Source organism: Thauera chlorobenzoica, assembly GCF_001922305.1.
In the GTDB taxonomy this organism is placed as follows: domain Bacteria; phylum Pseudomonadota; class Gammaproteobacteria; order Burkholderiales; family Rhodocyclaceae; genus Thauera; species Thauera chlorobenzoica.
On sequence record NZ_CP018839.1, the window covers coordinates 2,202,547 to 2,226,369 of the forward strand.

The 23,823-nt window shown below is 66.5% G+C and carries 21 protein-coding genes; 14 read left to right on the plus strand and 7 right to left on the minus strand.

All coding sequences use genetic code 11. The annotated features are described in order from the left end of the window. Window positions 1-50 precede the first annotated feature (50 nt). Window positions 51-986: a phosphoribosylaminoimidazolesuccinocarboxamide synthase gene (locus Tchl_RS10210; RefSeq protein ID WP_075148307.1), complete on the minus strand. Its 936-nt coding sequence runs from the start codon at window positions 984-986 to the stop codon at window positions 51-53. Between the two features lie 156 nt (window positions 987-1,142). On the opposite strand from Tchl_RS10210, the gene Tchl_RS10215 reads away from it, so the two are divergent. After that, the gene (locus Tchl_RS10215) at window positions 1,143-1,793 is read left to right on the plus strand and encodes a hemerythrin domain-containing protein (protein ID WP_075148308.1); all 651 of its coding nucleotides are present in this window, start codon (window positions 1,143-1,145) and stop codon (window positions 1,791-1,793) included. On the opposite strand, the gene Tchl_RS10220 is transcribed toward Tchl_RS10215, so the two are convergent. The 3 genes from Tchl_RS10220 to Tchl_RS10230 are packed head-to-tail and all read right to left on the minus strand — an operon-like array spanning window position 1,783 to window position 3,719. Then, complete coding sequence (locus Tchl_RS10220) at window positions 1,783-2,544, minus strand: UDP-2,3-diacylglucosamine diphosphatase (protein ID WP_075148309.1); 762 nt, start codon at window positions 2,542-2,544, stop codon at window positions 1,783-1,785. The genes Tchl_RS10215 and Tchl_RS10220 overlap by 11 nt on opposite strands. Before the next feature lie 46 nt (window positions 2,545-2,590). Then, complete coding sequence (locus Tchl_RS10225) at window positions 2,591-3,085, minus strand: peptidylprolyl isomerase (RefSeq protein WP_075148310.1); 495 nt, start codon at window positions 3,083-3,085, stop codon at window positions 2,591-2,593. Between the two features lie 43 nt (window positions 3,086-3,128). Next, window positions 3,129-3,719: a peptidylprolyl isomerase gene (locus Tchl_RS10230; RefSeq protein ID WP_075148311.1), complete on the minus strand. Its 591-nt coding sequence runs from the start codon at window positions 3,717-3,719 to the stop codon at window positions 3,129-3,131. 237 nt (window positions 3,720-3,956) lie between these two features. On the opposite strand from Tchl_RS10230, the gene cysS reads away from it, so the two are divergent. Both cysS and Tchl_RS10240 read left to right on the plus strand, forming a co-directional pair. Next, window positions 3,957-5,342 carry a cysteine--tRNA ligase gene (cysS, locus tag Tchl_RS10235; RefSeq protein WP_075148312.1) on the plus strand — a complete coding sequence of 462 codons (1,386 nt, stop codon included), beginning with the start codon at window positions 3,957-3,959 and terminating at the stop codon, window positions 5,340-5,342. A gap of 54 nt (window positions 5,343-5,396) precedes the next feature. Then, window positions 5,397-5,888 carry a thioesterase family protein gene (locus Tchl_RS10240; RefSeq protein ID WP_075148313.1) on the plus strand — a complete coding sequence of 164 codons (492 nt, stop codon included), beginning with the start codon at window positions 5,397-5,399 and terminating at the stop codon, window positions 5,886-5,888. Between the two features lie 151 nt (window positions 5,889-6,039). On the opposite strand, the gene dnaJ is transcribed toward Tchl_RS10240, so the two are convergent. The 3 genes from dnaJ to grpE form a co-directional block, all read right to left on the minus strand. Continuing rightward, window positions 6,040-7,164: a molecular chaperone DnaJ gene (gene dnaJ / locus Tchl_RS10245; protein WP_075148314.1), complete on the minus strand. Its 1,125-nt coding sequence runs from the start codon at window positions 7,162-7,164 to the stop codon at window positions 6,040-6,042. 96 nt (window positions 7,165-7,260) lie between these two features. Further along, window positions 7,261-9,177 (minus strand): molecular chaperone DnaK, encoded by a 1,917-nt coding sequence (dnaK, locus tag Tchl_RS10250; RefSeq protein ID WP_075148315.1) that lies wholly within the window; start codon window positions 9,175-9,177, stop codon window positions 7,261-7,263. A gap of 151 nt (window positions 9,178-9,328) precedes the next feature. Then, window positions 9,329-9,931 carry a nucleotide exchange factor GrpE gene (gene grpE / locus Tchl_RS10255; protein WP_075148316.1) on the minus strand — a complete coding sequence of 201 codons (603 nt, stop codon included), beginning with the start codon at window positions 9,929-9,931 and terminating at the stop codon, window positions 9,329-9,331. A 137-nt stretch (window positions 9,932-10,068) separates the two neighbouring features. Between grpE and gyrA the strand changes: the two genes are divergently transcribed. The 11 genes from gyrA to cysM all read left to right on the plus strand — a co-directional run bounded on the left by gyrA (window position 10,069) and on the right by cysM (window position 23,807). Continuing rightward, on the plus strand, window positions 10,069-12,735 hold the full coding sequence (gene gyrA / locus Tchl_RS10260; RefSeq protein WP_075148317.1) for a DNA gyrase subunit A: 2,667 nt from the start codon (window positions 10,069-10,071) through the stop codon (window positions 12,733-12,735). Next, window positions 12,735-13,832, plus strand: a complete 1,098-nt coding sequence (serC, locus tag Tchl_RS10265) for a 3-phosphoserine/phosphohydroxythreonine transaminase (protein ID WP_075148318.1) — start codon at window positions 12,735-12,737, stop codon at window positions 13,830-13,832. Before gyrA ends, serC begins: the two co-directional genes overlap by 1 nt. 70 nt (window positions 13,833-13,902) lie before the next feature. Further along, window positions 13,903-14,970 carry a prephenate dehydratase gene (gene pheA / locus Tchl_RS10270; RefSeq protein ID WP_075148319.1) on the plus strand — a complete coding sequence of 356 codons (1,068 nt, stop codon included), beginning with the start codon at window positions 13,903-13,905 and terminating at the stop codon, window positions 14,968-14,970. 178 nt (window positions 14,971-15,148) lie between these two features. Beyond that, window positions 15,149-16,246: a histidinol-phosphate transaminase gene (gene hisC / locus Tchl_RS10275; protein ID WP_075148320.1), complete on the plus strand. Its 1,098-nt coding sequence runs from the start codon at window positions 15,149-15,151 to the stop codon at window positions 16,244-16,246. A 13-nt stretch (window positions 16,247-16,259) separates the two neighbouring features. After that, window positions 16,260-17,147: a prephenate dehydrogenase gene (locus Tchl_RS10280; RefSeq protein WP_075148321.1), complete on the plus strand. Its 888-nt coding sequence runs from the start codon at window positions 16,260-16,262 to the stop codon at window positions 17,145-17,147. A gap of 91 nt (window positions 17,148-17,238) precedes the next feature. Then, a complete protein-coding gene (locus Tchl_RS10285) occupies window positions 17,239-19,191 on the plus strand; it encodes a bifunctional 3-phosphoshikimate 1-carboxyvinyltransferase/cytidylate kinase (protein WP_075148322.1) in 1,953 nt (650 codons plus the stop codon). Window positions 19,192-19,279: 88 nt separating this feature from the next. Then, complete coding sequence (rpsA, locus tag Tchl_RS10290) at window positions 19,280-20,983, plus strand: 30S ribosomal protein S1 (protein WP_075148323.1); 1,704 nt, start codon at window positions 19,280-19,282, stop codon at window positions 20,981-20,983. 11 nt (window positions 20,984-20,994) lie between these two features. Continuing rightward, window positions 20,995-21,282: an integration host factor subunit beta gene (locus Tchl_RS10295; protein ID WP_075148324.1), complete on the plus strand. Its 288-nt coding sequence runs from the start codon at window positions 20,995-20,997 to the stop codon at window positions 21,280-21,282. Window positions 21,283-21,369: 87 nt separating this feature from the next. Continuing rightward, complete coding sequence (locus Tchl_RS10300; RefSeq protein WP_075149686.1) at window positions 21,370-21,678, plus strand: LapA family protein; 309 nt, start codon at window positions 21,370-21,372, stop codon at window positions 21,676-21,678. A gap of 5 nt (window positions 21,679-21,683) precedes the next feature. Then, a complete protein-coding gene (gene lapB / locus Tchl_RS10305) occupies window positions 21,684-22,859 on the plus strand; it encodes a lipopolysaccharide assembly protein LapB (RefSeq protein ID WP_075148325.1) in 1,176 nt (391 codons plus the stop codon). Window positions 22,860-22,916: 57 nt separating this feature from the next. Continuing rightward, window positions 22,917-23,807: a cysteine synthase CysM gene (gene cysM / locus Tchl_RS10310; protein ID WP_075148326.1), complete on the plus strand. Its 891-nt coding sequence runs from the start codon at window positions 22,917-22,919 to the stop codon at window positions 23,805-23,807. Window positions 23,808-23,823: the final 16 nt, after the last annotated feature.

The window sequence follows — 23,823 nt, forward strand, 5'->3', positions numbered from 1 at the left end:
CGCCTCGTGGGCGCCCCTTTGTCGTGATCGTGGCGGAAATGGCCGCGGATTCAGTCCAGCGTGCGTCCGGTCAGGCGCTCGTAGGCTTCGCGGTACTTGGCCGCAGTACGCTCGATGACCTCGGCGGGCAGGCGCGGCCCCGGCGCGGTCTTGTTCCAGTCCAGCGTTTCCAGGTAGTCGCGCACGAACTGCTTGTCGAAGGACGGCGGGCTGATCCCTTCGTGGTAGCTGTCGGCGGGCCAGAAGCGCGACGAGTCGGGCGTCAGCGCTTCGTCGATCAGGTGCAGCGTGCCGGCGGCGTCGATGCCGAACTCGAACTTGGTGTCGGCGATCAGGATGCCGCGCCCGGCGGCGTAGCCGGCCGCTTCCGAATACAGCGCGATCGCCGCCGCGCGCGCCTCGTCGGCGAGCCCGGCGCCGCTCTTGCCGGTGCCGGCGAGCGCGTCCTTCAACATCGCCTCGCAGCGCGCCTGGGCCTGGGCGAAGGAGATGTTCTCGTCGTGCTCGCCGATGTCCGCCTTCGACGAGGGGGTGAAGATCGGCGCCGGCAGCTTCGCCGCCTGGGCGAGGCCCGCGGGCAGGGCGATGCCGCAGATCGCCCCGGTGGCCTGGTAGTCCTTCCAGCCCGAGCCGATCACGTAGCCGCGCACCACCGCCTCGATCGGCAGCGGCTTCAGGCGCTTGACCACCAGCGCCCGGCCGCGCACCTGGTCGCGCTCGTCGGGCGCGACCACGGTCTCGGGGTCGATGCCGGTGAGCTGGTTGGGGAGGATGTGGCCGAGCTTGTCGAACCAGAAGTTCGCCAGCGCCACCAGCACCCGGCCCTTGTCCGGAATCGGGTCGGGCAGGATCACGTCGAACGCCGACAGGCGGTCGCTGGTCACGATCAGCAGGGTGTCGGCGTCGATCGCGTAGATGTCGCGCACCTTGCCGCGGCCGAGCAGCGGCAGGCTCTTGATGGAAGTTTCGAAAAGGGGCGTCGCCACGGTGGGGCCTCGGGTTGCTGGCAAAAGCGGGATTATAGGGGAGTCCGGAATATTGACGAGTGTCAGGGAGTGCCCTCCACAATCTCAGCACACTGCGGGTTCGGCGCGATGTTGACCGCGCATGGGGTCGGGGCAGTACACCAGGATGAATCGACGATGAAGCTGATCAACGCATTGCAAGACGAACACGTGCTGATCGATCAGGTGCTGGGATCGTTTCGCACGTACGTCGGAGGACTCATTGACGGGACCGCGGAGCCGGAGGACGGCAGACGCTTCGCCGCGTTTTTCACCGAGTTTGCCGGCCATTTCCACCACGATCGCGAGGAGCGCGTGTTCTTCGATGCGCTCGTCAAGGATGCGGAGCTACCGGGCGACCGCGGACCGGTATACGCCGTCTTGCACGAGCACGCCGAGATGGCGGGGTGGCTGGGCGAGATGGTGCCGCTTCTCGAACAGGGGCCGCTGTCCGAGGACGATGCTGTCCGGCTGCGGGGGCTGGCAACCCGCTACTCGCACGCGCTCTGGCGTCATATCGACGCGGAGAATTCCGTTCTCTACCCGGAGGGGGTCGAGCGCCTTCTCCGGAGCGGCATTCGCGAGTTGCCGGATCGGCCGATGAGCGAGGCAGAGGCGGCCGCGCGTGAAGACGGTGCGGCCCTGCTCGTCCGTTACCCGCCGGTCGAGGACGCTGCGCTCACGCGCGGTGACGGTTGTTTCATGTGCCGAGCCTACGGTGACACCTGCGACGGGCTGGAGGCCGAGTGGTGGACCGAGCTCGAGTGGGAGGAGTTTTTCATCCGGTGACGCACACAACTTCGAAGCGCTGGCCGTCGAAGGTGAGCCAGGTGGCGCGGCCATGCCAGTCCGACAGCACCCAGCGCACGCAGCGCCGGCCGTCGATGTCGTGCTCGTGGCGCGCCGGACGATGGGTGTGGCCGTGCACCAGGGTCGGGTAGCGGTGCGCGCGCAGCAGCGTGGCTACGGCCTCGGCGTTCACGTCCATGATCTCCATGGCCTTGTCGCGCTTGGCGGCTTCGCTCTTTTGCCTCAGGTCGGCGATGAAGGCCTTGCGTGCGGCGAGCGGCTGGGCGAGAAAGTCCGCCTGCCAGGCAGGGTCGCGTACCTGGCGGCGGTAGGCCTGGTAGGCGCGGTCGTCGGTGCACAGCGCGTCGCCGTGGCTCAGCAGCACGAGCGGGGCGTCCTCCCCGCGGCCGAAGCGCACGCGGCACGGATCGGCGAGCAATTGCAGGCCAGCGGCGCGGGCGAAACCTTCGCCGGCGAGCAGGTCGCGGTTGCCGGCGATGAAGAAAACGCCGACGCCGTGCCCGGCAAGGGTGTGCAGTGCGCTGCACACGCGCTGGTTAAAGGGGGCGTCGAGATCGTCGTCCCCGGCCCAGTACTCGAACAGATCGCCGAGGATGAACAGGCTGCCGGCGCCGCGGGCGGGGCCGGCGAGGAAATCGAGGAAGGCTGCAACCGTGTCCGGCTCTTCCTCCTTCAGATGGAGGTCGGAAACGAACAATGCCGGAAGCGCCGCGCGGACGGCTTCCGGCATCGGGACCGGCTGCCGGTTCCCGCCGGCAGCGGGAACGGCAGGGCGATCAGGCAACTTCGGCGCGCTCGATGATGACGTCTTCCTTGGGGACGTCCTGGTGGAAGCCGCTGGAGCCGGTCTTGACCTTGCGGATGCTGTCGATCACATCGAGACCGTCGCTGACCCGGCCGAACACGCAATACCCCCAGCCCTGCGGGTCGGGCGAGCGGTGGTTGAGGAAGGCGTTGTCGGCAACGTTGATGAAGAACTGTGCGGTCGCCGAGTGCGGATCCTGGGTGCGCGCCATGGCGATGGTGCCGCGATCGTTCTTGAGGCCGTTGTCGGCTTCGTTCTTGATCTGCTCCTTGGTCGGCTTCTGGTTCATGCCTGGCTCGAAGCCGCCACCCTGGATCATGAAGCCGTCGATGACGCGGTGGAAGATGGTGTTGTCGTAGTGGCCGGCTTCCACGTAGGCGAGGAAGTTGGCAACCGTCACCGGCGCCTTGTCGGCGTCGAGTTCGAGGGTGATGACGCCGTGGTTGGTGTGCAGCTTGACTGCCATGTTGGTGCTCCTGGAAAAATTCGGATGACGGGGCCGGGGCGGGTTACCTGGCCGTCTTGCTGGCCGGCGCTGCTGCGCCCTCGAGCACGTGGGCGCGCTCGATGAGCACCGCCTCGAGCGGCACGTTCTGATGGAAGCCGCGGTTGGCGGTCGGCACCTTGGCGATCTTCTCCACCACGTCCATGCCCTTCACTACCTTGCCGAATACGGCGTAGCCCCAGCCGTCGCGCGACGGGTAGTCGAGGAAGGTGTTGGGCACGAGGTTGATGAAGAACTGCGCGCTCGCCGAGTGAGGGTCGGCGGTGCGGGCCATCGCCAGCGTGCCGGGTTCGTTCTTCAGACCGTTCTTCGCCTCGTTCTGGATCGGTGCGCGCGTGCCCTTCTGCTTCATGTCGGCGTCGAAGCCGCCGCCCTGGATCATGAATCCGTCGATCACGCGATGGAAGACGGTGCCGTCGTAGTGGCCGTCCTTGACGTACTGGACAAAGTTTTCCGCCGACTTCGGCGCCTTGTCGGCGAACAGCTCGACCACGATCTCGCCCTGGCTGGTCTTGAGTTCGACCATCGGATTGGCGGCGAGCGCGCTCAGCGCGGTCGTGGCCAGTGCGGCAAAGGCGATCAGGTGCTTTCTCATGGAATCTCCGGTGCGCGGGCATAAGGCCCGGGGCTGGATGGGAGGACGGTGCAACGCCCACGGCCCTGTCGGCCGCAGGCGGGCGGACGAAATGGCGGGTTTGCCGGCCGTGGTATATTTGCGCCCTGCCGTCGCGGCGCCTTGGGGCGCTGGACGACGCAAGATTCTAGCAACAAGCCCCACCCCTCACAATCGCGCCGCCGGCGTGGTTTTCCCTCTCGTTTCTCCGTCATTCCGATGCTCACGATCTACAACACCCTGTCGCGCAACAAGGAAGCCTTCACCCCGATCGAACCCGGCAAGGTCCGCATGTACGTGTGCGGCATGACGGTGTACGACTACTGTCATCTCGGCCATGCGCGCGTGATGGTGGTGTTCGACATGGTGGCGCGCTGGCTGCGGGCGAGCGGAATGGAGGTGACTTATGTCCGCAACATCACCGACATCGACGACAAGATCATCCGCCGGGCGCAGGACAACGGCGAGTCGATCCGGGTCCTGACCGATCGCTTCATCGGCGCGATGCACGAGGATGCCGATGCGCTCGGCGTGCTGCGCCCGGATTTCGAGCCGCGCGCCACCGACTATGTCGCCCAGATGCAGAGCCTGATCGGCCGTCTCGAGCAGAAGGGCCTGGCCTACGTCGCCGCCAATCGTGACGTGTGCTACGCGGTGCGCAAGTTCGGCGGCTACGGCCGGCTTTCGGGCAAGTCGCTCGACGAGCTGCGTGCCGGCGAGCGCGTCGATGTGGCGGGCGACAAGAACGACCCGCTCGATTTCGTGCTGTGGAAGCATGCCAAGGCGACGGAACCGGACGAGGTCAAATGGGCTTCGCCCTGGGGCGCCGGCCGCCCCGGCTGGCACATCGAGTGCTCGGCGATGAGTTCCGAACTGCTCGGCGAGCACTTCGACATCCACGGCGGCGGCATGGACCTGCAGTTTCCCCATCACGAGAACGAGATCGCCCAGTCCGAGGGCGCGCACGGCCATGCCTTCGTCAATTACTGGATGCACAACGGCTTCGTGCGCGTCGACGACGAGAAGATGTCGAAGTCGCTCGGCAACTTCTTCACCATCCGCGAAGTGCTGCAGAAGTACGACCCCGAAGTGGTGCGCTTCTTCATTCTGCGCGCCCACTACCGCAGCGCGCTGAACTACTCGGATGCCCACCTCGAGGACGCGCGCAACGCCCTGACCCGGCTGTATACCGCACTCAAGAACGTGCCGGCGGACACCGAGGCGGCGGTCGATTGGCGTGAGCCGGCGGCACAGCGCTTCCGCGCCGCGATGGACGACGACTTCAATACCGCCGAAGCGGTGGCGGTGCTGTTCGAACTCGCCAACGAGGTCAACCGCAGCGCCTCGCCGGCGCTCGCGGCGCAGCTGAAGGCGCTCGCTGCCGTGCTCGGCCTGCTCGGGCGCGAACCGCAGGCCTTCCTGCAGGCCGGTGTGCCCGATGCCGGTGGCCTCGACCCCGAGGCCATCGAGGGGAGGGTGGCCGAGCGTGCCGCGGCGAAAAAGGCCAGGAACTACGCCGAGGCCGACCGCATCCGCGCCGAGCTGCTCGAATCCGGCGTGATCCTCGAGGACGGCGCCGGCGGCACGACCTGGCGGCGAGCCTGAGCGCGGCTCCGGTTGTGCCGGAGCCACCGATGACAACCGACGGAGTGCCGCCGCATGAATGCTGCTGCGAACTGCCCTGAAACGGGATTCACCCTGCGCGGCAGGGTGCGCGGGGACTGGATCGACTACAACGGCCACATGAATGTGGCCTACTACGTGCTGGCGTTCGACCAGGCGACCGACGCCTTTCTCGATGTGCTCGGCCTCGACGCCGACTACCGTGCGCGCTGCCGCCACACGACCTTCGTCCTCGAAATGCACGTCAATTACGTCCGCGAGATCGGCCGCGACCAGCCCTACGTGATCGGCACGCGCGTGCTCGATGCAGACCACAAGCGCGTCCACCTCTTCCACGAGATGCGCCACGAGACTGAGGGCTGGCTTGCCGCGACCAACGAACTGATGGTCATGCACATCGACATGGAGGCCCGGCGCGGCGCCGATTTTCCGCCCGAGGTCCAGGCTCGGGTGGATGCCTGGCTGGCGGCCCAGGGCGCACTGCCGCGGCCGGACCAGGCTGGAAGCATGATCGGTATCCGGAGGTAGCGCGCAGGGCGGCGTGGTGCCGCGGCGCTGCGGCTTCCCCGCCTCGGTCGACCCCGCCCCGCCCAATGCAGCGGCCCCGCTTCCGCAACATGCCGGAAGCGGGGCCGCTGTCTGCCGGGGTGCCGGCTGCGGGAATGGCTCCGGCGTGCGCTCAGGTGGCGAAGAAGTCCTTCACCTTGTCCATCCACGACTTCGCCTTCGGATTGTGGCGGTCGGCGTTGCCGCTGGAGATTTCCTCGAATTCGCGCAGCAGTTCCTTCTGACGCTCGGTCAGGTTGACCGGCGTTTCCACCACGACGTGGCACATCAGGTCACCGTGGACATGGCTGCGCACGTTCTTGATGCCTTTGCCGCGCAGGCGGAAGACCTTGCCGCTCTGGGTTTCGGCGGGGATCTTGAGGCGCGCCATGCCTTCCAGGGTCGGGATCTCGATCTCGCCGCCAAGCGCCGCGGTGGAGATACTGATCGGCATCTCGCAGTGCAGGTCGTCGTGGTCGCGCTCGAACATCGCGTGCTTGCGGATGTGGATCTCGACGTAGAGGTCGCCCGGCGGGCCGCCATTGACCCCGGGCTCGCCGTGGCCGGCGTGGCGCAGGCGCATGCCTTCGTCGATGCCGGCGGGAATCTTCACTTCCAGGGTCTTGTGCTTCTTCACCCGGCCGGCGCCGCCGCAGTCGCGGCAGGGGTCGGGGATGATCTTGCCGCTGCCGTGGCACTTCGGGCAGGTCTGCTGGATCGAGAAGAAGCCTTGCTGCACACGCACCTGGCCGTGGCCGTTGCAGGTCGGGCAGGGCTTGGGCTGGGTGCCCGGCTTGGCGCCGCTGCCGTGGCAGGTGGCGCATTCCTCGACGGTGGGAATGCGGATCGTCTTTTCCGCGCCACGCGCAGCCTCCTCGAGGGTGATCTCGAGGTTGTAACGCAGGTCGGCACCGCGATAGACATTGGAGCGGCTGCCGCCGCGCCCCGCCCCGAAGAGATCGCCGAAGATGTCGCCGAACGCATCGGAAAAACCGTCGAAGCCTTGCGCGCCGGGGCCTGCGCCCATCGAGGGGTCGACCCCGGCGTGGCCGTAACGGTCGTAGGCCGCCTTCTTCTGCGGGTCGGAGAGCATCTCGTAGGCCTCTTTGGCCTCCTTGAATTTCTCCTCGGCACCCTTGTTGTCCGGGTTGCGGTCCGGGTGGTGCTTCATGGCCAGCTTGCGGTAGGCCTTCTTGATTTCGTCGTCGCTCGCATCGCGGTTGACGCCGAGGACTTCGTAGTAATCCCTTTTGGACATGGTGCTTCGCTCAGTCGGGTATCAAGCAAAGGCCGAGCCGGCACCGGAGCAGGGCTCCGGCGGGGCTCGGCCGCGAAGAGTTCGCCAGAACGACGATTACTTCTTGTCCTTCACTTCGGTGAATTCGGCATCCACCACGTCGGCGTCGGCCGTCTTGCTGGCGCCGCTTTCGGCCTGGGCGCCGCCTTCGGGCTGGGACTGGGCGTACATCTGCTCGCCGAGCTTTTGCGCCGCCGTCGCCAGGGCCTGGCTCTTGGCTTCGATCGTGTCCTTGTCCGAACTCTTGATCGCTTCTTCGGCGTCCTTGATCGCGGCCTCGATCTTGGACTTCTCGTCCTCGGACAGCTTGTCGCCGTACTCGCCGAGCGCCTTGCGGGTCGAGTGGATCAGGGCGTCGCACTGGTTGCGGGCGTCGACCAGCTCGTGCGCCTTCTTGTCTTCCTCGGCGTGGGCCTCGGCGTCGCGCACCATGCGCTCGACTTCCTCGTCCGAGAGGCCGGAGTTGGCCTGGATCTTGATCTTGTTTTCCTTGCCGGTGGCCTTGTCCTTGGCCGACACGTGCAGGATGCCGTTGGCGTCGATGTCGAAGGTGACCTCGATCTGCGGCATGCCGCGCGGCGCCGGCGGGATGTCGGAGAGGTTGAACTGACCCAGGCTCTTGTTGCCCGAGGCCATTTCGCGCTCGCCCTGCAGCACGTGGATGGTGACCGCGTTCTGGTTGTCGTCGGCGGTGGAGAAGACCTGCGAGGCCTTGGTCGGGATGGTGGTGTTCTTCTGGATCAGCTTGGTCATCACGCCGCCCAGGGTTTCGATGCCGAGCGACAGCGGGGTGACGTCGAGCAGCAGCACGTCCTTGACTTCACCTTGCAGCACGCCGCCCTGGATCGAGGCGCCGACGGCGACGGCTTCGTCCGGGTTCACGTCCTTGCGCGGCTCCTTGCCGAAGAACGCCTTTACCTTGTCCTGCACCATCGGCATGCGGGTCTGGCCGCCGACGAGGATGACGTCGTCGATCTCGGAGACCTTGATGCCGGCATCCTTGAGGGCGACGCGGCAGGGCTCGATCGAGCGCTCGACGAGGTCTTCCACCAGCGATTCGAACTTGGCGCGGGTCAGCTTCAGGCTCAGGTGCTTCGGGCCCGAGGCGTCGGCGGTGATGTAGGGCAGGTTGATGTCGGTCTGCTGGCCGGAAGACAGCTCGATCTTGGCCTTTTCGGCCGCTTCCTTCAGGCGCTGCAAGGCCAGCACGTCGTTCTTGAGATCGACGCCCTGTTCCTTTTTGAACTCGGTGACGATGTAGTCGATGATGCGCTGGTCGAAGTCCTCGCCGCCGAGGAAGGTGTCGCCGTTGGTGGCGAGCACTTCGAACTGGTGCTCGCCGTCGAGGTCGGCGATCTCGATGATCGAGATGTCGAAGGTGCCCCCGCCGAGGTCGTACACCGCGATCTTGGAGTCGCCCGGCTTCTTGTCCATGCCGAAGGCGAGCGCGGCCGCGGTGGGCTCGTTGATGATGCGCTTGACTTCCAGGCCGGCGATGCGGCCGGCATCCTTGGTGGCCTGGCGCTGGCTGTCGTTGAAGTAGGCCGGCACGGTGATGACCGCCTCGGTGACTTCCTCGCCGAGGTAGTCTTCGGCGGTCTTCTTCATCTTGCGCAGGACTTCGGCGGAGACCTGCTGCGGGGCGATCTTCTTGCCGCGCACTTCGACCCAGGCGTCGCCGTTGTCGGCCTTGCAGATGGTGAAGGGCATCAGGTCGATGTCCTTCTGCACTTCCTTTTCCTGGAAGCGGCGGCCGATCAGGCGCTTGATCGCGAACAGGGTGTTCTTGGCGTTGGTGACGGCCTGGCGCTTGGCCGGCGCGCCGCACAGGATCTCGCCGTCTTCGGAGTAGGCGACCACCGACGGGGTGGTGCGTGCGCCTTCGGAGTTCTCGATGACTTTCGGCTTGCCGCCTTCCATCACGGAAACGCAGCTGTTGGTGGTGCCGAGGTCGATGCCGATGATCTTGCCCATGTGTGGTTTTCCTTTACGAAGCTGAATTCGGAGGCGCGCTTGGCGTGCGCCGGTCTGAAGCGAATATGGGGGGGTGCCAGGGCACTTTCAAGCGAACCGTCCGGACTTTGTTGCGGGCGCCATGCCTGCCCGGAGCGCCGGAACGGAGTGCTTACTGCCCCTTGGCCTTGGCGACCATGACCAGGGCGGGGCGAATGACGCGCTCGTTGAGCAGGTAGCCTTTCTGCAGCACGGTGACGACGGTATTGGGCTCGGCGTCGGCCTCGATCGCGCTGATGGCCTGGTGCTTGTTGGGGTCGAATTTCTGGCCGAGCGGGTTTTCCTCGGCCAGGTGCGCGCCCTCGAAGGCCGACGCCAGCTGCTTGAGGGTCAGCTCGACGCCTTCGTACAGCTTTTCGGCCGATTGTTTTTCCACCGCAAGCGCGGCTTCCAGGCTGTCCTTCACCGGCAGCATCGCGGCGGCGAACTTCTCGGCGGCGAATTTGGATGCCTTGGCGATGTCTTCCTGGGCGCGGCGGCGCACATTTTCGGTCTCGGCCTTCGCGCGCAGCCAGGCGTCGTGATACTCGGCGGCCTTGAGTTCGGCCTGGCGCAAGGCTTCCTCCAGGCTGGGCATGCGGTCGACGCTGCGTTGCGGAGTGGTGTCGGCGGCAGCGGCGCAGGCTTCGGGGCTGGTATCGGCAGACAGTTGCTCGGGGGGCGGGGCTGCCTCGTTGTGTGCGGCGTTCTGGCTGGCCTGATTCGGGTCCTGCATGTCGGTTTAACTCCCTGTTGATCCGAAACAGTCGCCTACCTTGGGGCGGCCCCGGGTAATTCAAGAGGGGGGTCGCCGGCGAGTGTCGCATGGTAGCATTGCGTGTTTTGGTTTTCGCGGCTAGCCCGCCCCCAAGAATGACTCAGTTCGCCAAGGAAACCCTGCCGATCAGCCTCGAGGAGGAGATGCGCCATTCCTACCTCGACTACGCCATGAGCGTGATCGTGGGGCGGGCGCTGCCCGATGCGCGCGATGGCCTCAAGCCGGTGCATCGGCGCGTACTGTTCGCAATGCACGAGCTCTCCAACGACTGGAATCGCGCCTACAAGAAGTCGGCGCGTATCGTCGGCGACGTCATCGGCAAATACCACCCGCACGGCGATACCGCGGTGTACGACACCATCGTGCGCATGGCGCAGAATTTCTCGCTGCGCTACATGCTGGTCGATGGCCAGGGCAACTTCGGTTCGGTCGATGGCGACAATGCCGCGGCGATGCGTTACACCGAGATCCGCATGGCGCGCATCGGCCACGAGCTGCTCGCCGACATCGACAAGGAAACGGTCGATTTCGGCCCGAACTACGACGGCTCCGAAAAAGAGCCGCTGGTGATGCCGGCGAAGATTCCCAATCTGCTGATCAACGGCTCCAGCGGCATCGCGGTCGGCATGGCGACCAACATCCCGCCGCACAACCTGGGCGAGATCGTCGATGCCTGCCTGAAGCTGCTCGAGGATCCCGCGACCGACATCGAGGCCCTGATCGACATCGTCAAGGCCCCGGACTTTCCCACCGCCGGCCTGATCTACGGCCTGCATGGCGTGCACGAGGGCTACCGCAGCGGCCGCGGCCGCGTGATCATGCGCGCGCGCACCCACTTCGAGCCGATCGGCAAGACCGACCGCCAGGCGATCGTCGTCGACGAGCTGCCCTACCAGGTGAACAAGCGCACCCTGCAGGAGCGCATGGCCGAGCTGGTCAACGAGAAGAAGATCGAGGGCATCAGCGAGATCCGCGACGAGTCGGACAAGTCGGGGATGCGCCTGGTGGTCGAACTGAAGCGCGGCGAGATGCCCGAGGTCGTGCTCAACAAGCTGTTCAAGCACACCCAGCTGCAGGACAGCTTCGGCATGAACATGGTGGCGCTGGTCGATGGCAAGCCGCGCCTGCTGAACCTCAAGCAGATGCTGGAGTGCTTCCTCGCCCATCGCCGCGAGGTCGTCACCCGGCGCACCATCTTCGAACTGAAGAAGGCGCGCGACCGTGGCCACATCCTCGAGGGCCTGGCGGTAGCGCTGTCGAACGTCGACGAGATCATCGCCCTGATCAAGGCCGCGCCGACGCCCGCCGACGCCCGCCGCGGCCTGATGGAGCGCGCCTGGCGGTCGGCGCTGGTCGAGGAGATGCTGGCGCGTGCAACGGCCGACAGCTACCGGCCCGAAGGGCTGGGCGCCGAGTTCGGCCTCGTCCCGGTCGCTGGGGCGCAGGGCTACCGCCTGTCCGAAGTGCAGGCCCAGCGCATCCTCGAGATGCAGTTGCAGCGCCTGACCAACATGGAGCAGGACAAGATCGTCGGCGAGTACCGCGAGGTGATGGACGTCATTACCGACCTCCTCGATATCCTCGCCCGCCCCGAGCGCATCACCGCGATCATCGTCGACGAGCTCGGCGCGGTGCGCAACCAGTTCGGCGACCCGCGCCGCTCCGAGCTGGTGCTGAACACCGCCGAGATCAACATCGAGGATCTGATCACCCCTGAGGACATGGTCGTGACCCTGTCCCACACCGGCTACTTCAAGCGCCAGCCGCTCGCCGACTACCGCGCCCAGCGCCGTGGCGGGCGCGGCAAGCAGGCGACCTCGATGAAGGACGAGGACTTCATCGACCACCTCTTCGTCGCCAACACCCACGACACCGTGCTGTGCTTCTCCAGCCGCGGGCGTTGCTACTGGCTCAAGGTCTATGAAGTCCCGGAAGGCACGCGCAACTCGCGCGGCAAGCCGATCGTCAATCTCTTCCCGCTGATCGAAGGCGAAAAGATCACTGCCGTGCTGCCGGTCCAGGCCTTCGACGACAACCATTTCGTATTCATGGCGACCTCCGGGGGAACGGTCAAGAAGACCGCGCTCACCGCCTTCTCCAATCCGCGCAAGGCCGGCATCATCGCGGTGAATCTGGACGATGGCGATCACCTGATCGGGGTCGCCATCACCGACGGCGACTGCGACGTGATGCTGTTCTCCGACGCCGGCAAGGCGGTGCGCTTCGCCGAGACCGACGTCCGGCCGATGGGCCGCGACGCGCGCGGGGTGCGCGGGATGATGCTCGAAGACGGCCAGGCGGTGATCGCGATGCTGGTGGCCAAGGGCGAGGCGCAGTCGGTGCTGACCGCGACCGAGAACGGCTACGGCAAGCGCACTCCGGTGGCCGAATACACCCGCCACGGCCGCGGCACCAAGGGGATGATCGCGATCCAGACGTCCGACCGCAACGGCAAGCTGGTGGGGGCGGTGCTGGTCGATCCGGGCGACGAGGTGATGCTGATCTCGACCGGTGCGGTGCTGATCCGAACCCGGGTCGAAAGCATCCGCGAAATGGGGCGCTCGACCCAGGGTGTGACCCTGATCAACCTCGACGAGGGCACCTTCCTCGCCAGCATCGAGAAGGTTGCGGAGTCCGAGTCGGACGAGAGCATGGGCACCAACGGCGAATCCGCCGAGGATGCGGAAGGCCGTGACGCCGGCGTGCAGGCCGACGCCAATGGGGGCGAGGCCCCGGCCGCCGGCGAGGAAGGAGACGCTTGATGAGTCGCGTGTGGAATTTCAGCGCCGGTCCCGCGGTGCTGCCCGAAGAGGTGCTGCGCCAGGCCGCCGCCGAGATGCTCGACTGGCACGGTTCGGGCATGGGCGTGATGGAAATGAGCCATCGCGGCAAGGAATTCACCGCGATCGCCGCTCAGGCCGAGGCCGACCTGCGCGAACTGCTCGCGGTGCCGGCCGACTACCGCATCCTGTTCATGCAGGGCGGGGCGATCGCCGAGAACGCGATCATCCCGATGAACCTGATCGGCGACAAGCGCATCGCCGACTACGTCGTCACCGGCTCGTGGTCGCAGAAATCGCAGAAGGAGGCGCGCAAGTACGCCGAGGTGAACATCGCCGCCACGTCGGAAGCAAGTGGCTTCACCACCGTGCCGCCGATGACGGACTGGAAGCTGTCAGCCGAGCCGGCCTACGTGTTCACCTGCACCAACGAGACCATCGGCGGTGTCGAATACCCCTTCGCGCCCGATCTGGCGCAGATCGGCCGCGGCGAGGTGCCGGTGGTGGCCGACATGTCCTCGCACCTCCTGTCGCGCGCCATCGACGTGTCGAAGTACGGCCTGATCTTCGGCGGCGCGCAGAAGAACATCGGCCCCGCGGGCCTGACCATCGTCATCGTCCGCGAGGACCTGCTCGGGCGCGCGATGGCGCACTGCCCGAGCGCCTTCGACTACCAGACGGTGGCCGACAACGGCTCGATGTACAACACTCCGCCGACCTACGCGATCTACGTCGCCGGGCTGGTGTTCCAGTGGTTGAAGCGCCAGGGCGGGGTGGCCGCGATCGAGGCGCAGAACATCGCCAAGGCGAAGCTGCTGTACGACTTCCTCGATGGCAGCGGTTTCTACGAGAATCGCGTCGACCCGGCCTGCCGTTCGCGCATGAACGTGCCTTTCTTCCTCAAGGACGGGGCGCTCGACGAGGCCTTCCTCGCCGAGTCGAAGGCGGCCGGGCTGGTGCAGCTGAAGGGCCACAAGTCGGTCGGCGGCATGCGCGCCTCGATCTACAACGCGATGCCGCCCGCCGGGGTGCAGGCGCTGGTGGATTTCATGCGCGATTTCGCCGCAAGGAAAGCCTGAGCGGGCGGGGCGGACGGATGGGCGCGCCGAGCCGGGAAGGGCTGATTTTGAAGAGGGCCAGGGGCCGAGCATGAGTGACGAACTGTTGAAACTGCGTAACGAGATCGATCACCTCGACGAGGAAATCCTTGCCCGTCTGGCCACCCGCGCGCGCTGTGCGCAGCGGGTGGGCGAGATCAAGCGGGGCAACATGTTCTACCGTCCCGATCGCGAAGCCCAGGTGCTGCGCCGTCTCGCCGATCTCAACCCGGGGCCCCTGCCGGGCGACGCGGTGAAGACCATCTTCCGCGAAATCATGTCGGCCTGCCTCGCCCTCGAGCATCCGCTGCGCGTCGCCTACCTCGGGCCGGCGGGGACCTTCTCGGAGAGCGCCAGCCGCAAGCATTTCGGCTCCGCTCCCAACTTCATGGCGATGGCGACGATCGACGACGTGTTCCGCGCGGTCGAAGCGGGCAACGCCGACTACGGCGTGGTGCCGGTGGAAAACTCCACCGAAGGTGCGGTCGGCGGCACCCTCGACCTGCTGCTCACCAACCCGCTCCAGGTCTGCGGCGAAGTGCGGCTGCGCATCCACCAGCAACTGATGTCGCGCGCCGAGGGCATCGGCGCGGCGCGGCGCATCTACTCCCACGCGCAGTCGCTGGCGCAGTGCCACGAATGGCTCAACCGCAACCTGCCGCACCTGCCGCGGATTCCGGTGGCGAGCAATGCCGAGGCCGCGCGCATGGCCTCCGAGGACCCGGAATCCTGCGCGATCGCCGGCGAGGCCGCAGCGCACCTGTACGGGCTGAACGTCCTCGCCCCCAACATCGAGGACGATCCGAACAACACCACCCGCTTCCTGATCATCGCCGAGCACGATGCCGGCCCTTCGGGGCAGGACCGCACCTCGCTGGTGTTCTCCACGCCGAACCGTCCGGGGGCGATCCACGGCCTGCTCGAACCGCTCGCCCGCCACGGCGTGGATATGACCAAGCTGCAGTCGCGGCCGGCACGTTCGGGGCTGTGGGAATACGTGTTCTATGCCGACATCAACGGCCACCGCGCAGACCCGGCGGTGGCCGCGGCCCTCGAGGAACTGAACGAGCGGGCCGCGTTCGTCAAGATCATCGGCTCCTACCCGGTGGCGGCGATCTGAGCGCCTCCAGGAAACGGCTTGGCCGTTTCCGCCCCCGAGGGGGCAAGCAAACTTGGGGCGGCCCTGCATTTTCTTGAGCGCACGCGCCGGATCGCCTTCCATTCAGACTCAACCCAACGTGTTTTCGGCCATCCCGGCAGCGGCCGGAGGCGCCGTGCAAAGACAAGGAGAAGACAGCATGAGCATTGCCAGCCTGGCGCCCGATTACATCCGCTCGATCATGCCCTACCAGCCCGGCAAGCCGATTTCCGAGCTCGCCCGCGAAATGGGCATCGAGGAGGCGAACATCGTCAAGCTCGCCTCCAACGAGAACCCGCTCGGGATGAGCGCGCAGGCGCGCGATGCCGTGCATGCTGCGGTCGCCGAGCTGGGGCGCTACCCGGACGGCGGCGCCTTTGCGCTGAAGGTCGCGCTGTGCCGCCGTTTCGGCGTGAAGCCGGAGCAGCTGGTGGTCGGCAACGGCTCGAACGACATCCTCGAACTGGTGACGCTCGCCTTCCTCGCCCCGGGCTTGTCCGCGGTCTATTCGCGGCATGCGTTCGCCGTCTATCCACTGGCGACCAACGCCCGCGGCGCACACGGTATCGAAGTGGCGGCACAGAACTTCGGCCATGACCTCGATGCGATGGCGGCGGCGATCACCCCGCAGACGCGGGTGGTGTTCATCGCCAACCCGAACAACCCCACCGGCACCTTCGTCTCCGGCGCGGCACTCGAGGCCTTCCTCGGTCAGGTGCCGCGCCACGTACTGGTCGTGCTCGACGAAGCCTATACGGAATACCTGGCGCCCGAGCAGCGCTACGACTCGATCGCCTGGCTCGACCGTTTTCCCAACCTGCTGGTGTCGCGTACCTTCTCCAAGGCCTATGGTCTGGCGGGGCTGCGGGTGGGGTATGCGGTCGCTCATCCCGATGTTGCCGATCTGATGAACCGCGTGCGCCAGCCTTTCAACGTGTCCAGCATCGCCCTGGCCGCAGCCGAGGCCGCACTCGGCGACGAGGAGTTCATCGCGCGCAGCGCCGAACTCAACCGCCGTGGCATGGTGCAGCTCACCGAGGCGCTCGCGGCGATGGGGCTGGAGTGGATCCCGTCGGCGGGCAATTTCGTCACCTTCAAGGTCGGCGATGCGATCGGCGTCAACCAGTCGCTGCTCCGCCAGGGCGTCATCGTGCGCCCGATCGCGGCCTACGGCATGCCGCACTGGCTGCGGGTGTCGATCGGCCTGCCCGAAGAGAACGCCCGCTTCATCGAGGCGCTGCGCCAGGCGCTGGCCTGAACGGGAGGCAGGCATGGCCTTGATCGGCAAGCTCGTCGTCTGCGGCGTCGGTCTCATCGGCGCGTCGTTCGCGCTCGCGCTGCGCCGCGCCGGCGCGGTGGGCCAGGTCGTGGGCCTCGGCCGCAGCCGTGCATCGCTCGAGCGCGCGCGCGCGCTCGGGGTGATCGACGTGATTGGCCGCGAATGGGCGGATGCCCTCGACGGCGCCGAGCTGGTGCTGATTGCCGCGCCGGTGGGGCAGATGGACGCGATCATGGTGGCGATGGCGCCCCACCTGCAGCCGGGGACGATCGTGACCGATGCGGGCAGCACCAAGCGCGATGTGATCGCGGCCATCCACCGCCATCTGGGCCATCATCTCGCCGATGTGGTGCCGGCACACCCGATCGCCGGAGCCGAAAAAAGCGGCGTGGAGGCGGCATTCGCCGAGCTCTACGTCGATCGCAAGGTCGTGCTGACCCCTTTGGCCGAAAGCCGGCCGGAGGCGGTGGCGAAAGTGCGGGCGGCGTGGGAGGCTTGCGGTGCGGGGGTGGTCGAGATGAGCCCGCAGGACCACGACCGCGTCTTCGCCGCGGTCAGCCATCTGCCGCACCTGCTCGCCTTCGGCCTGGTCGACGATCTCGCCCGCCGTTCCAACGCCCCCCTGCTGTTCTCACACGCGGCGAGCGGTTTCCGCGATTTCACCCGCATCGCCGGCAGCCATCCGGAGATGTGGCGCGACATCTGCATGGCGAACCGGGCGGCCCTGCTCGACGAGCTCGACGCCTACCGCACCGAGCTCGCGCAGCTGCGCGGCCTGCTCGTCGCGGGTGACGGTCCCGGCCTGGAGGCGGTGTTCGAGCGCGCACGGCGCGCGCGCAATGCCTGGGCCGACGGCTTGCCGGTGCAGACCGCGGAATAGCGCCGGGGCCGCGCGGCGATCTCGCGCGCGGGGAAACGAATGATTGGGGCGGGCGGCGCGATGCCGCCGGCCCCGTTTTTGAGAGGCGACGATGGAATTTCTCGACCTGCCCCCGATGCTGGGCGCTGCCGGCAGGATTCGCCTGCCGGGCTCGAAGAGCATCTCCAACCGCGTGCTCCTGCTGGCGGCGCTGGCCGAAGGCGAGACCGAGATCCGCGACCTGCTGCTCTCGGACGATGTGGAGCGCATGCTCGAGGCGCTGCGCGCGCTGGGGGTGGCGTGGAAGCGTGACGGCGACAGCCTGGACTATCGCGTGCGCGGCGTTGGCGGGCCCTTCCCGGTGAAGGCCGCCGAGCTGTTCCTCGGCAACGCGGGCACCGCCTTCCGCCCCCTGACCGCGGCGCTCGCGCTGTCCGGTGGCGAGTACCGCCTGTCCGGGGTGGCGCGCATGCACGAGCGCCCGATCGGCGATCTGGTCGATGCGCTGCGCCAGCTCGGCGCCGACATCACGTGCACGGCCAGCGAGGGGTATCCGCCGCTGCACCTGAGGCCGGCGACGATCTGCCCCGGCGGCGTGGTCAAGGTGCGGGGCGACGTCTCCAGCCAGTTCCTTACCGCGCTGCTGATGGCGCTGCCGCTGACCGGAGTGGAAACCACCCTCGAAGTGGTCGGCGAACTGATCTCCAAGCCCTATGTCCGGATCACGCTCGAGCTGATGGCGCGTTTCGGCGTCGAGGTCGAGCAGCACGGCTGGACCCGCTTCGTGGTGCCTGGCGGGGCGTGCTACCGCAGCCCCGGCACGGTGTTCGTCGAGGGCGACGCCTCCTCTGCCTCCTACTTCCTCGCCGCCGGTGCCATCGGTGGCGGTCCGCTGCGGGTCGAAGGGGTGGGGCGCAGCAGCATTCAGGGCGACGTGCGCTTTGCCGAGGCGCTCGGGCAGCTCGGCGCGAAGATCACCATGGGCGACAACTGGATCGAGGCCGCGGCGCCCGACGGCGGGGTGCTGAAGGCGTTCGATCTCGATCTCAACCACATCCCCGACGCGGCGATGACGCTGGCGGTGCTGGCGCTGTTTGCCGATGGTCCTTGCCGGCTGCGCAACATCGCGAGCTGGCGGGTGAAGGAGACCGACCGCATCGCGGCGATGGCCACGGAGTTGCGCAAGCTTGGCGCCGAAGTCGAGGAGGGGGCGGATTACCTGACCGTATCCCGTCCGGCGCGCCTGCGCCCGGCGGCGATCGACACCTACGACGATCACCGCATCGCGATGTGCTTCTCGCTGGTCAGCCTTGGCGCCTGTCGGGTGCGGATCAACGATCCGAGGTGCGTGAACAAGACGTTCCCGGGTTACTTCGATGCGTTCGCACAGGTTGCGAGGCCGGTGCCGGTGCTGGCGATCGACGGCCCGTCGGCGTCCGGCAAGGGCACGGTCGCGGCGCGCGTCGCCGCGGCGCTGGGCTGGCATTACCTCGACAGCGGCTCGCTGTACCGGCTGGTCGCGCTGGCGGCGATGCGCGCCGGCGTTCCGCTGGACGACGAGCGTGGCGTTGCAGCGCTGGCCGCGGCGCTGCCGGCGTCTTTCGAAGACGGCCGGGTGCTGCTTTCCGGGGAGGACGTCACCGACGGCATCCGTTCCGAGGCGTGCTCGGTGGGGGCGTCGAAAGTGGCGGTGCTGGCTGCGGTGCGGGCGGCGCTGTTCGATCGCCAGCGCGACTACCGCGCAGCCCCCGGCCTGGTGGCGGAAGGGCGGGACATGGGCTCGGTGGTCTTTCCCGATGCCGGGATCAAGGTGTTTCTCACCGCCTCGGCCGAGGCGCGGGCCGAGCGCCGCTATAAGCAGTTGATCGAAAAGGGATCGGCTGCTAACATGGAAAGTCTTCTGAAGGATCTTCAGGAACGGGATGCGCGTGATGCCGCCCGTCCGGTTGCGCCCTTGCTGAAGTTGCCGGACGCGGTGCTGCTCGATACCACCGAACGGAATGTCGAGCAGGCGGTCGCCTTTGTACTCGATCTCGTGCGGGCGGGCGGCGAAGCGGCTGGTTGACGCAATCGCGCGGGAGCGTGGGCTCCGGCGCGTTTTTCTTGAACCAACCTTATTGGCCGCCCCACGGCGGTGCCGGATCCCTAGCCCTATGTCCAACGCCACCCCCTCCTTCGAAGAAAGCTTTGCCGCCCTCTTCGAGGAAAGTCTTGCCCTCCAGGAAATGCGCACCGGTGAAGTCATCACCGCCGAAGTCGTGCGCATCGACCAGAACTTCGTCGTCGTCAACGCCGGCCTGAAGTCCGAAAGCTATGTGCCGATCGAAGAGTTCCGCAACGATCGCGGTGAGCTCGAAGTCAATGTCGGCGACTTCATTCACGTCGCCATCGACGCGCTCGAAGACGGCTACGGCGAAACCCGCCTGTCGCGCGACAAGGCCAAGCGCATCGCTGCCTGGAACGACCTCGAGAAGGCGCTCAACGAAGGCTCCCTGGTCAAGGGCGTGATCACCGGCCGGGTCAAGGGTGGCCTGACCGTCATGACCAACAGCATCCGCGCCTTCCTGCCGGGTTCGCTGGTCGACATGCGTCCGGTCAAGGACACCACGCCGTACGAAGGCAAGGAATACGAGTTCAAGGTCATCAAGCTCGACCGCAAGCGCAACAACGTTGTCGTGTCGCGCCGCGCCGTGCTCGAAGAGTCGATGGGTGAAGAGCGCGAGAAGCTGCTCTCCAACCTCAAGGAAGGCACCGTCATCAAGGGCATCGTCAAGAACATCACCGACTACGGCGCGTTCGTCGACCTCGGCGGCATCGATGGCCTGCTGCACATCACCGACCTCGCCTGGCGCCGCGTGCGTCACCCGTCGGAAGTGCTCAACGTCGGTGACGAGATCGAAGCCAAGGTGCTCAAGTTCGACCAGGAAAAGAACCGCGTCTCGCTCGGCCTCAAGCAGCTCGGCGAAGATCCGTGGGTGGGCATCTCGCGCCGCTACCCGCAAGGCACCCGCCTGTTCGGCAAGGTCACCAACATCACCGACTACGGCGCCTTCGTCGAGGTCGAACAGGGCATCGAGGGCCTGGTGCACGTGTCCGAGATGGACTGGACCAACAAGAACATCCATCCGACCAAGGTCGTGCAGCTGGGCGACGAAGTCGAAGTGATGATTCTCGAGATCGACGAAGACCGTCGCCGCATCTCGCTGGGCATGAAGCAGTGCATGTCCAACCCGTGGGACGATTTCGCGATCAACCACAAGAAGGGCGACAAGGTCCGTGGCCAGATCAAGTCGATCACCGACTTCGGCGTGTTCATCGGCCTGGAAGGCGGAATCGACGGCCTGGTGCACCTGTCCGATCTGTCCTGGAGCGAGTCCGGCGAAGACGCCGTGCGCCGCTTCAAGAAGGGCGACGAGGTCGAGGCCGTGGTGCTGGCGATCGATGTCGAGCGCGAGCGCATCTCGCTGGGCATCAAGCAGCTCGAAGGCGACCCGTACACCAACTTCATCGCCACCCACGAGAAGAACAGCCTCGTGCGCGGTACGGTGAAGTCGGTCGAGGCCCGCGGCGCGGTGATCGCGCTGGGCGATGACGTCGAAGGCTACCTGCGTGCTTCCGAAGCCGCCCCGCACCGTATCGATGATCTCAGCACGATGCTCAAGGAAGGCGACGAAGTCGAGGCGCTGGTGATCAATGTCGATCGCAAGACCCGCTCGATCAGCCTGTCGATCCGCGCCAAGGACCAGGCCGAGCAGTCGGAAGCCATGAGCAAGCTTGCTTCCGAGAGCTCGGCTGCCACCGGCACGACCAATCTCGGTGCCCTGCTCAAGGCCAAGCTGAACGAGCAGAAGCAGTAATCCGGACGATCATGACCAAATCGGAGCTGATCGCCCAGCTTGCGGAGCGGTTTCCGCAACTGGTCGCAAAGGATGCCGATTACGCGGTCAAGATGATTCTCGATGCGATGGTCGACGCCCTGGCGCGCGGCGATCGCATCGAGATCCGCGGGTTCGGAAGTTTCGCGTTGAACCATCGGCCGCCTCGTGTAGGACGCAATCCGAAATCCGGCGACAAGGTCCTGGTGCCGGAAAAATACGTTCCGCATTTCAAGGCGGGCAAGGAGTTGCGCGAGCGGGTCGATCCCGGCGAAAGCTGAGCACGCGGCAATCGGTTTTACAGGCAATAATGGAAGGCGGCTGCGGCCGCCTTCTTTTTTGCTCACTGCTCGGGGATAATGCCGGCCATGCGCGCAATCATCTGGTTCATCCGCCTGTTGCTGTTCTTCCTGCTGTTCGGGTTTGCGATCAAGAACGACCATCTTGCGACCCTGAATTTCTATTTTGGCGGGCAGTGGCAACTGCCGCTGGTGTTCGTCATCCTGCTCAGCTTTGCCGCTGGCGCCCTGCTCGGGGTCACCGCCACGCTGGCGTCGCTGATCCGCCAGCGCCGCGAGATCTCGCGGCTGCGCCGTCAGCTCGAGCGTGCCGAGCGCGACCGAAGCGATGCGTCCGCCCCCGCAGCGGCCGGCGACACCCGACTGCCGACGCCCTGAACACCATGGAAATCGAATTCTGGTGGCTGCTTGCGCTGCCGCTGTTCTTCGCCCTGGGCTGGCTTGCGGCACGCATCGACATCCGCCAGGTCGTGCAGGAGTCGCGCTCGCTGCCCCGGTCCTATCTGACCGGACTCAACTTCCTGCTCAACGAGCAGCCCGACAAGGCCATTGATGCCTTCGTCGAGGCGGTGCGCATCGATCCCCAGACGGTCGAGCTCCACTTCGCGCTCGGGAGCCTGTTCCGCCGTCGTGGCGAAACCGATCGTGCGATCCGCATGCACCAACTCCTGGTCGACCGCGAGGATCTCTCCGAAGAGCAGCGCCTGCAGGCGCTTGGCGAACTGGGACAGGATTTCCTCAAAGCGGGCCTGCTCGACCGTGCCGAGGCGGTTTTCGTCAGACTGCGCGGTACGCGGGCAAATGAAGTCGCGCTCGGCTACCTGCTCGAAATCTATCAGCAGGAAAAAGACTGGGCGAAGGCGATCGAGGTGGCGCAGGCCCTGCCTGCACACGAAAGCGTGATGTGGCGCACCGAGGTGGCGAACTTTCACTGCGAGCTTGCTGCCGGCGCGCTGGCGAACTCCCGTCATGATGAAGCGCAAGCCCACCTGGACCACGCCTTCGAGGTGAACCGGCGCAGCGTGCGCGCGAGCCTGCTCCTTGGCGACCTGCTCGCAGCCCGCGGCCGCGACGAGGAAGCGCTCGAAGCCTGGAAGCGGATCGAGAGCCAGGATCCGGTCTATCTCGCACTGGTGGCCGAGCGCGTGATGGACGCCTATGGCCGGGTGGGGCGGGTGGAAGAGGGGCACCAGTTGCTGCGCGCGTGGCTGTCCGCGCACGCCTCGCTGGATCTGCTCGACGAGCTCTTCCACTGGGAGATGGAAAAGGCCGGACCTCGCGCGGCGTATGCGCTGGTGCGCGAGGAACTGCGCCGCAATCCGACCCTGCTCGGGCTGGACAAGCTGCTCGAGGCCGCCGTGCTGGCCGCGCCGGCCGAGCAACGCGGCGACATCGAGCTGGTCAAACAGCTGATTCACGGCCATACCCGCCGGGTGGCGCGCTACCGTTGCGATGCCTGCGGCTTCAAGGCGCGCCAGTTCCACTGGCGCTGCCCGGCCTGCGGTGGCTGGGAAACCTATCCTCCACGGCGGACCGAAGAGTTCGACCTGACTCCGTAGGTGCGGCCCACCGCGACCCCGGCTGCGGCAGCACAACCCAACGCGAAGATGAGATACATGGAATTCAGGACGCTTGAAGATTATGTCGGACACACTCCGCTGGTGAGGCTCAAGCGCATCGCTGGCGGCCACAACAACGTCATTCTGGCCAAGCTCGAAGGCAATAACCCGGCCGGCTCGGTGAAGGATCGCCCGGCTCTGTCGATGGTCATGCACGCCGAACTGCGCGGCGACATCAAGCCCGGCGATACCCTGATCGAGGCCACCAGCGGCAACACCGGCATCGCCCTGGCGATGGCGGCGGCGATGCGCGGTTACCGCATGGTCCTGGTAATGCCGGAGAACCAGAGCGTCGAGCGCCGCCAGACGATGCGCGCCTTCGGCGCCGAACTCGTGCTTACCCCTACCTCCGGGGGCATGGAGATGGCACGCGACATCGCCGAGCGCATGCGCGACGAAGGCAAGGGGATCATCCTCGACCAGTTCGCCAACCCGGACAACCCGCTCGCCCACTATGAGGGGACCGGCCCAGAAATCTGGGAGCAGACCGGCGGCCGCGTGACCCATTTCGTCAGCTCGATGGGCACGACCGGCACCATCATGGGGGTATCGCGCTTCCTCAAGGAAAAGAACCCGGAAATCTGCATCGTCGGCTGCGAACCCGAACAGGGATCGCAGATTCCGGGTATCCGCAAGTGGCCCGAGTCCTATCTGCCGAAGATCTTCGAGCGTCCCCGGGTGGATCGCCTGGAGCCGGTCAGCCAGGCCGAGGCCGAGGAAATGACGCGCCGGCTGGCGCGCGAGGAAGGCATCTTTGCCGGGATTTCCTCGGGCGGCGCGATGCATGTCGCGCTGCGCATCGCCGCCCAGGTCGAGAATGCGGTGATCGTGTCCATCGTGTGCGACCGCGGTGACCGTTATCTTTCGACGGGCGTCTTCCCCGGCTGAACCGTCGCGTGCCCGC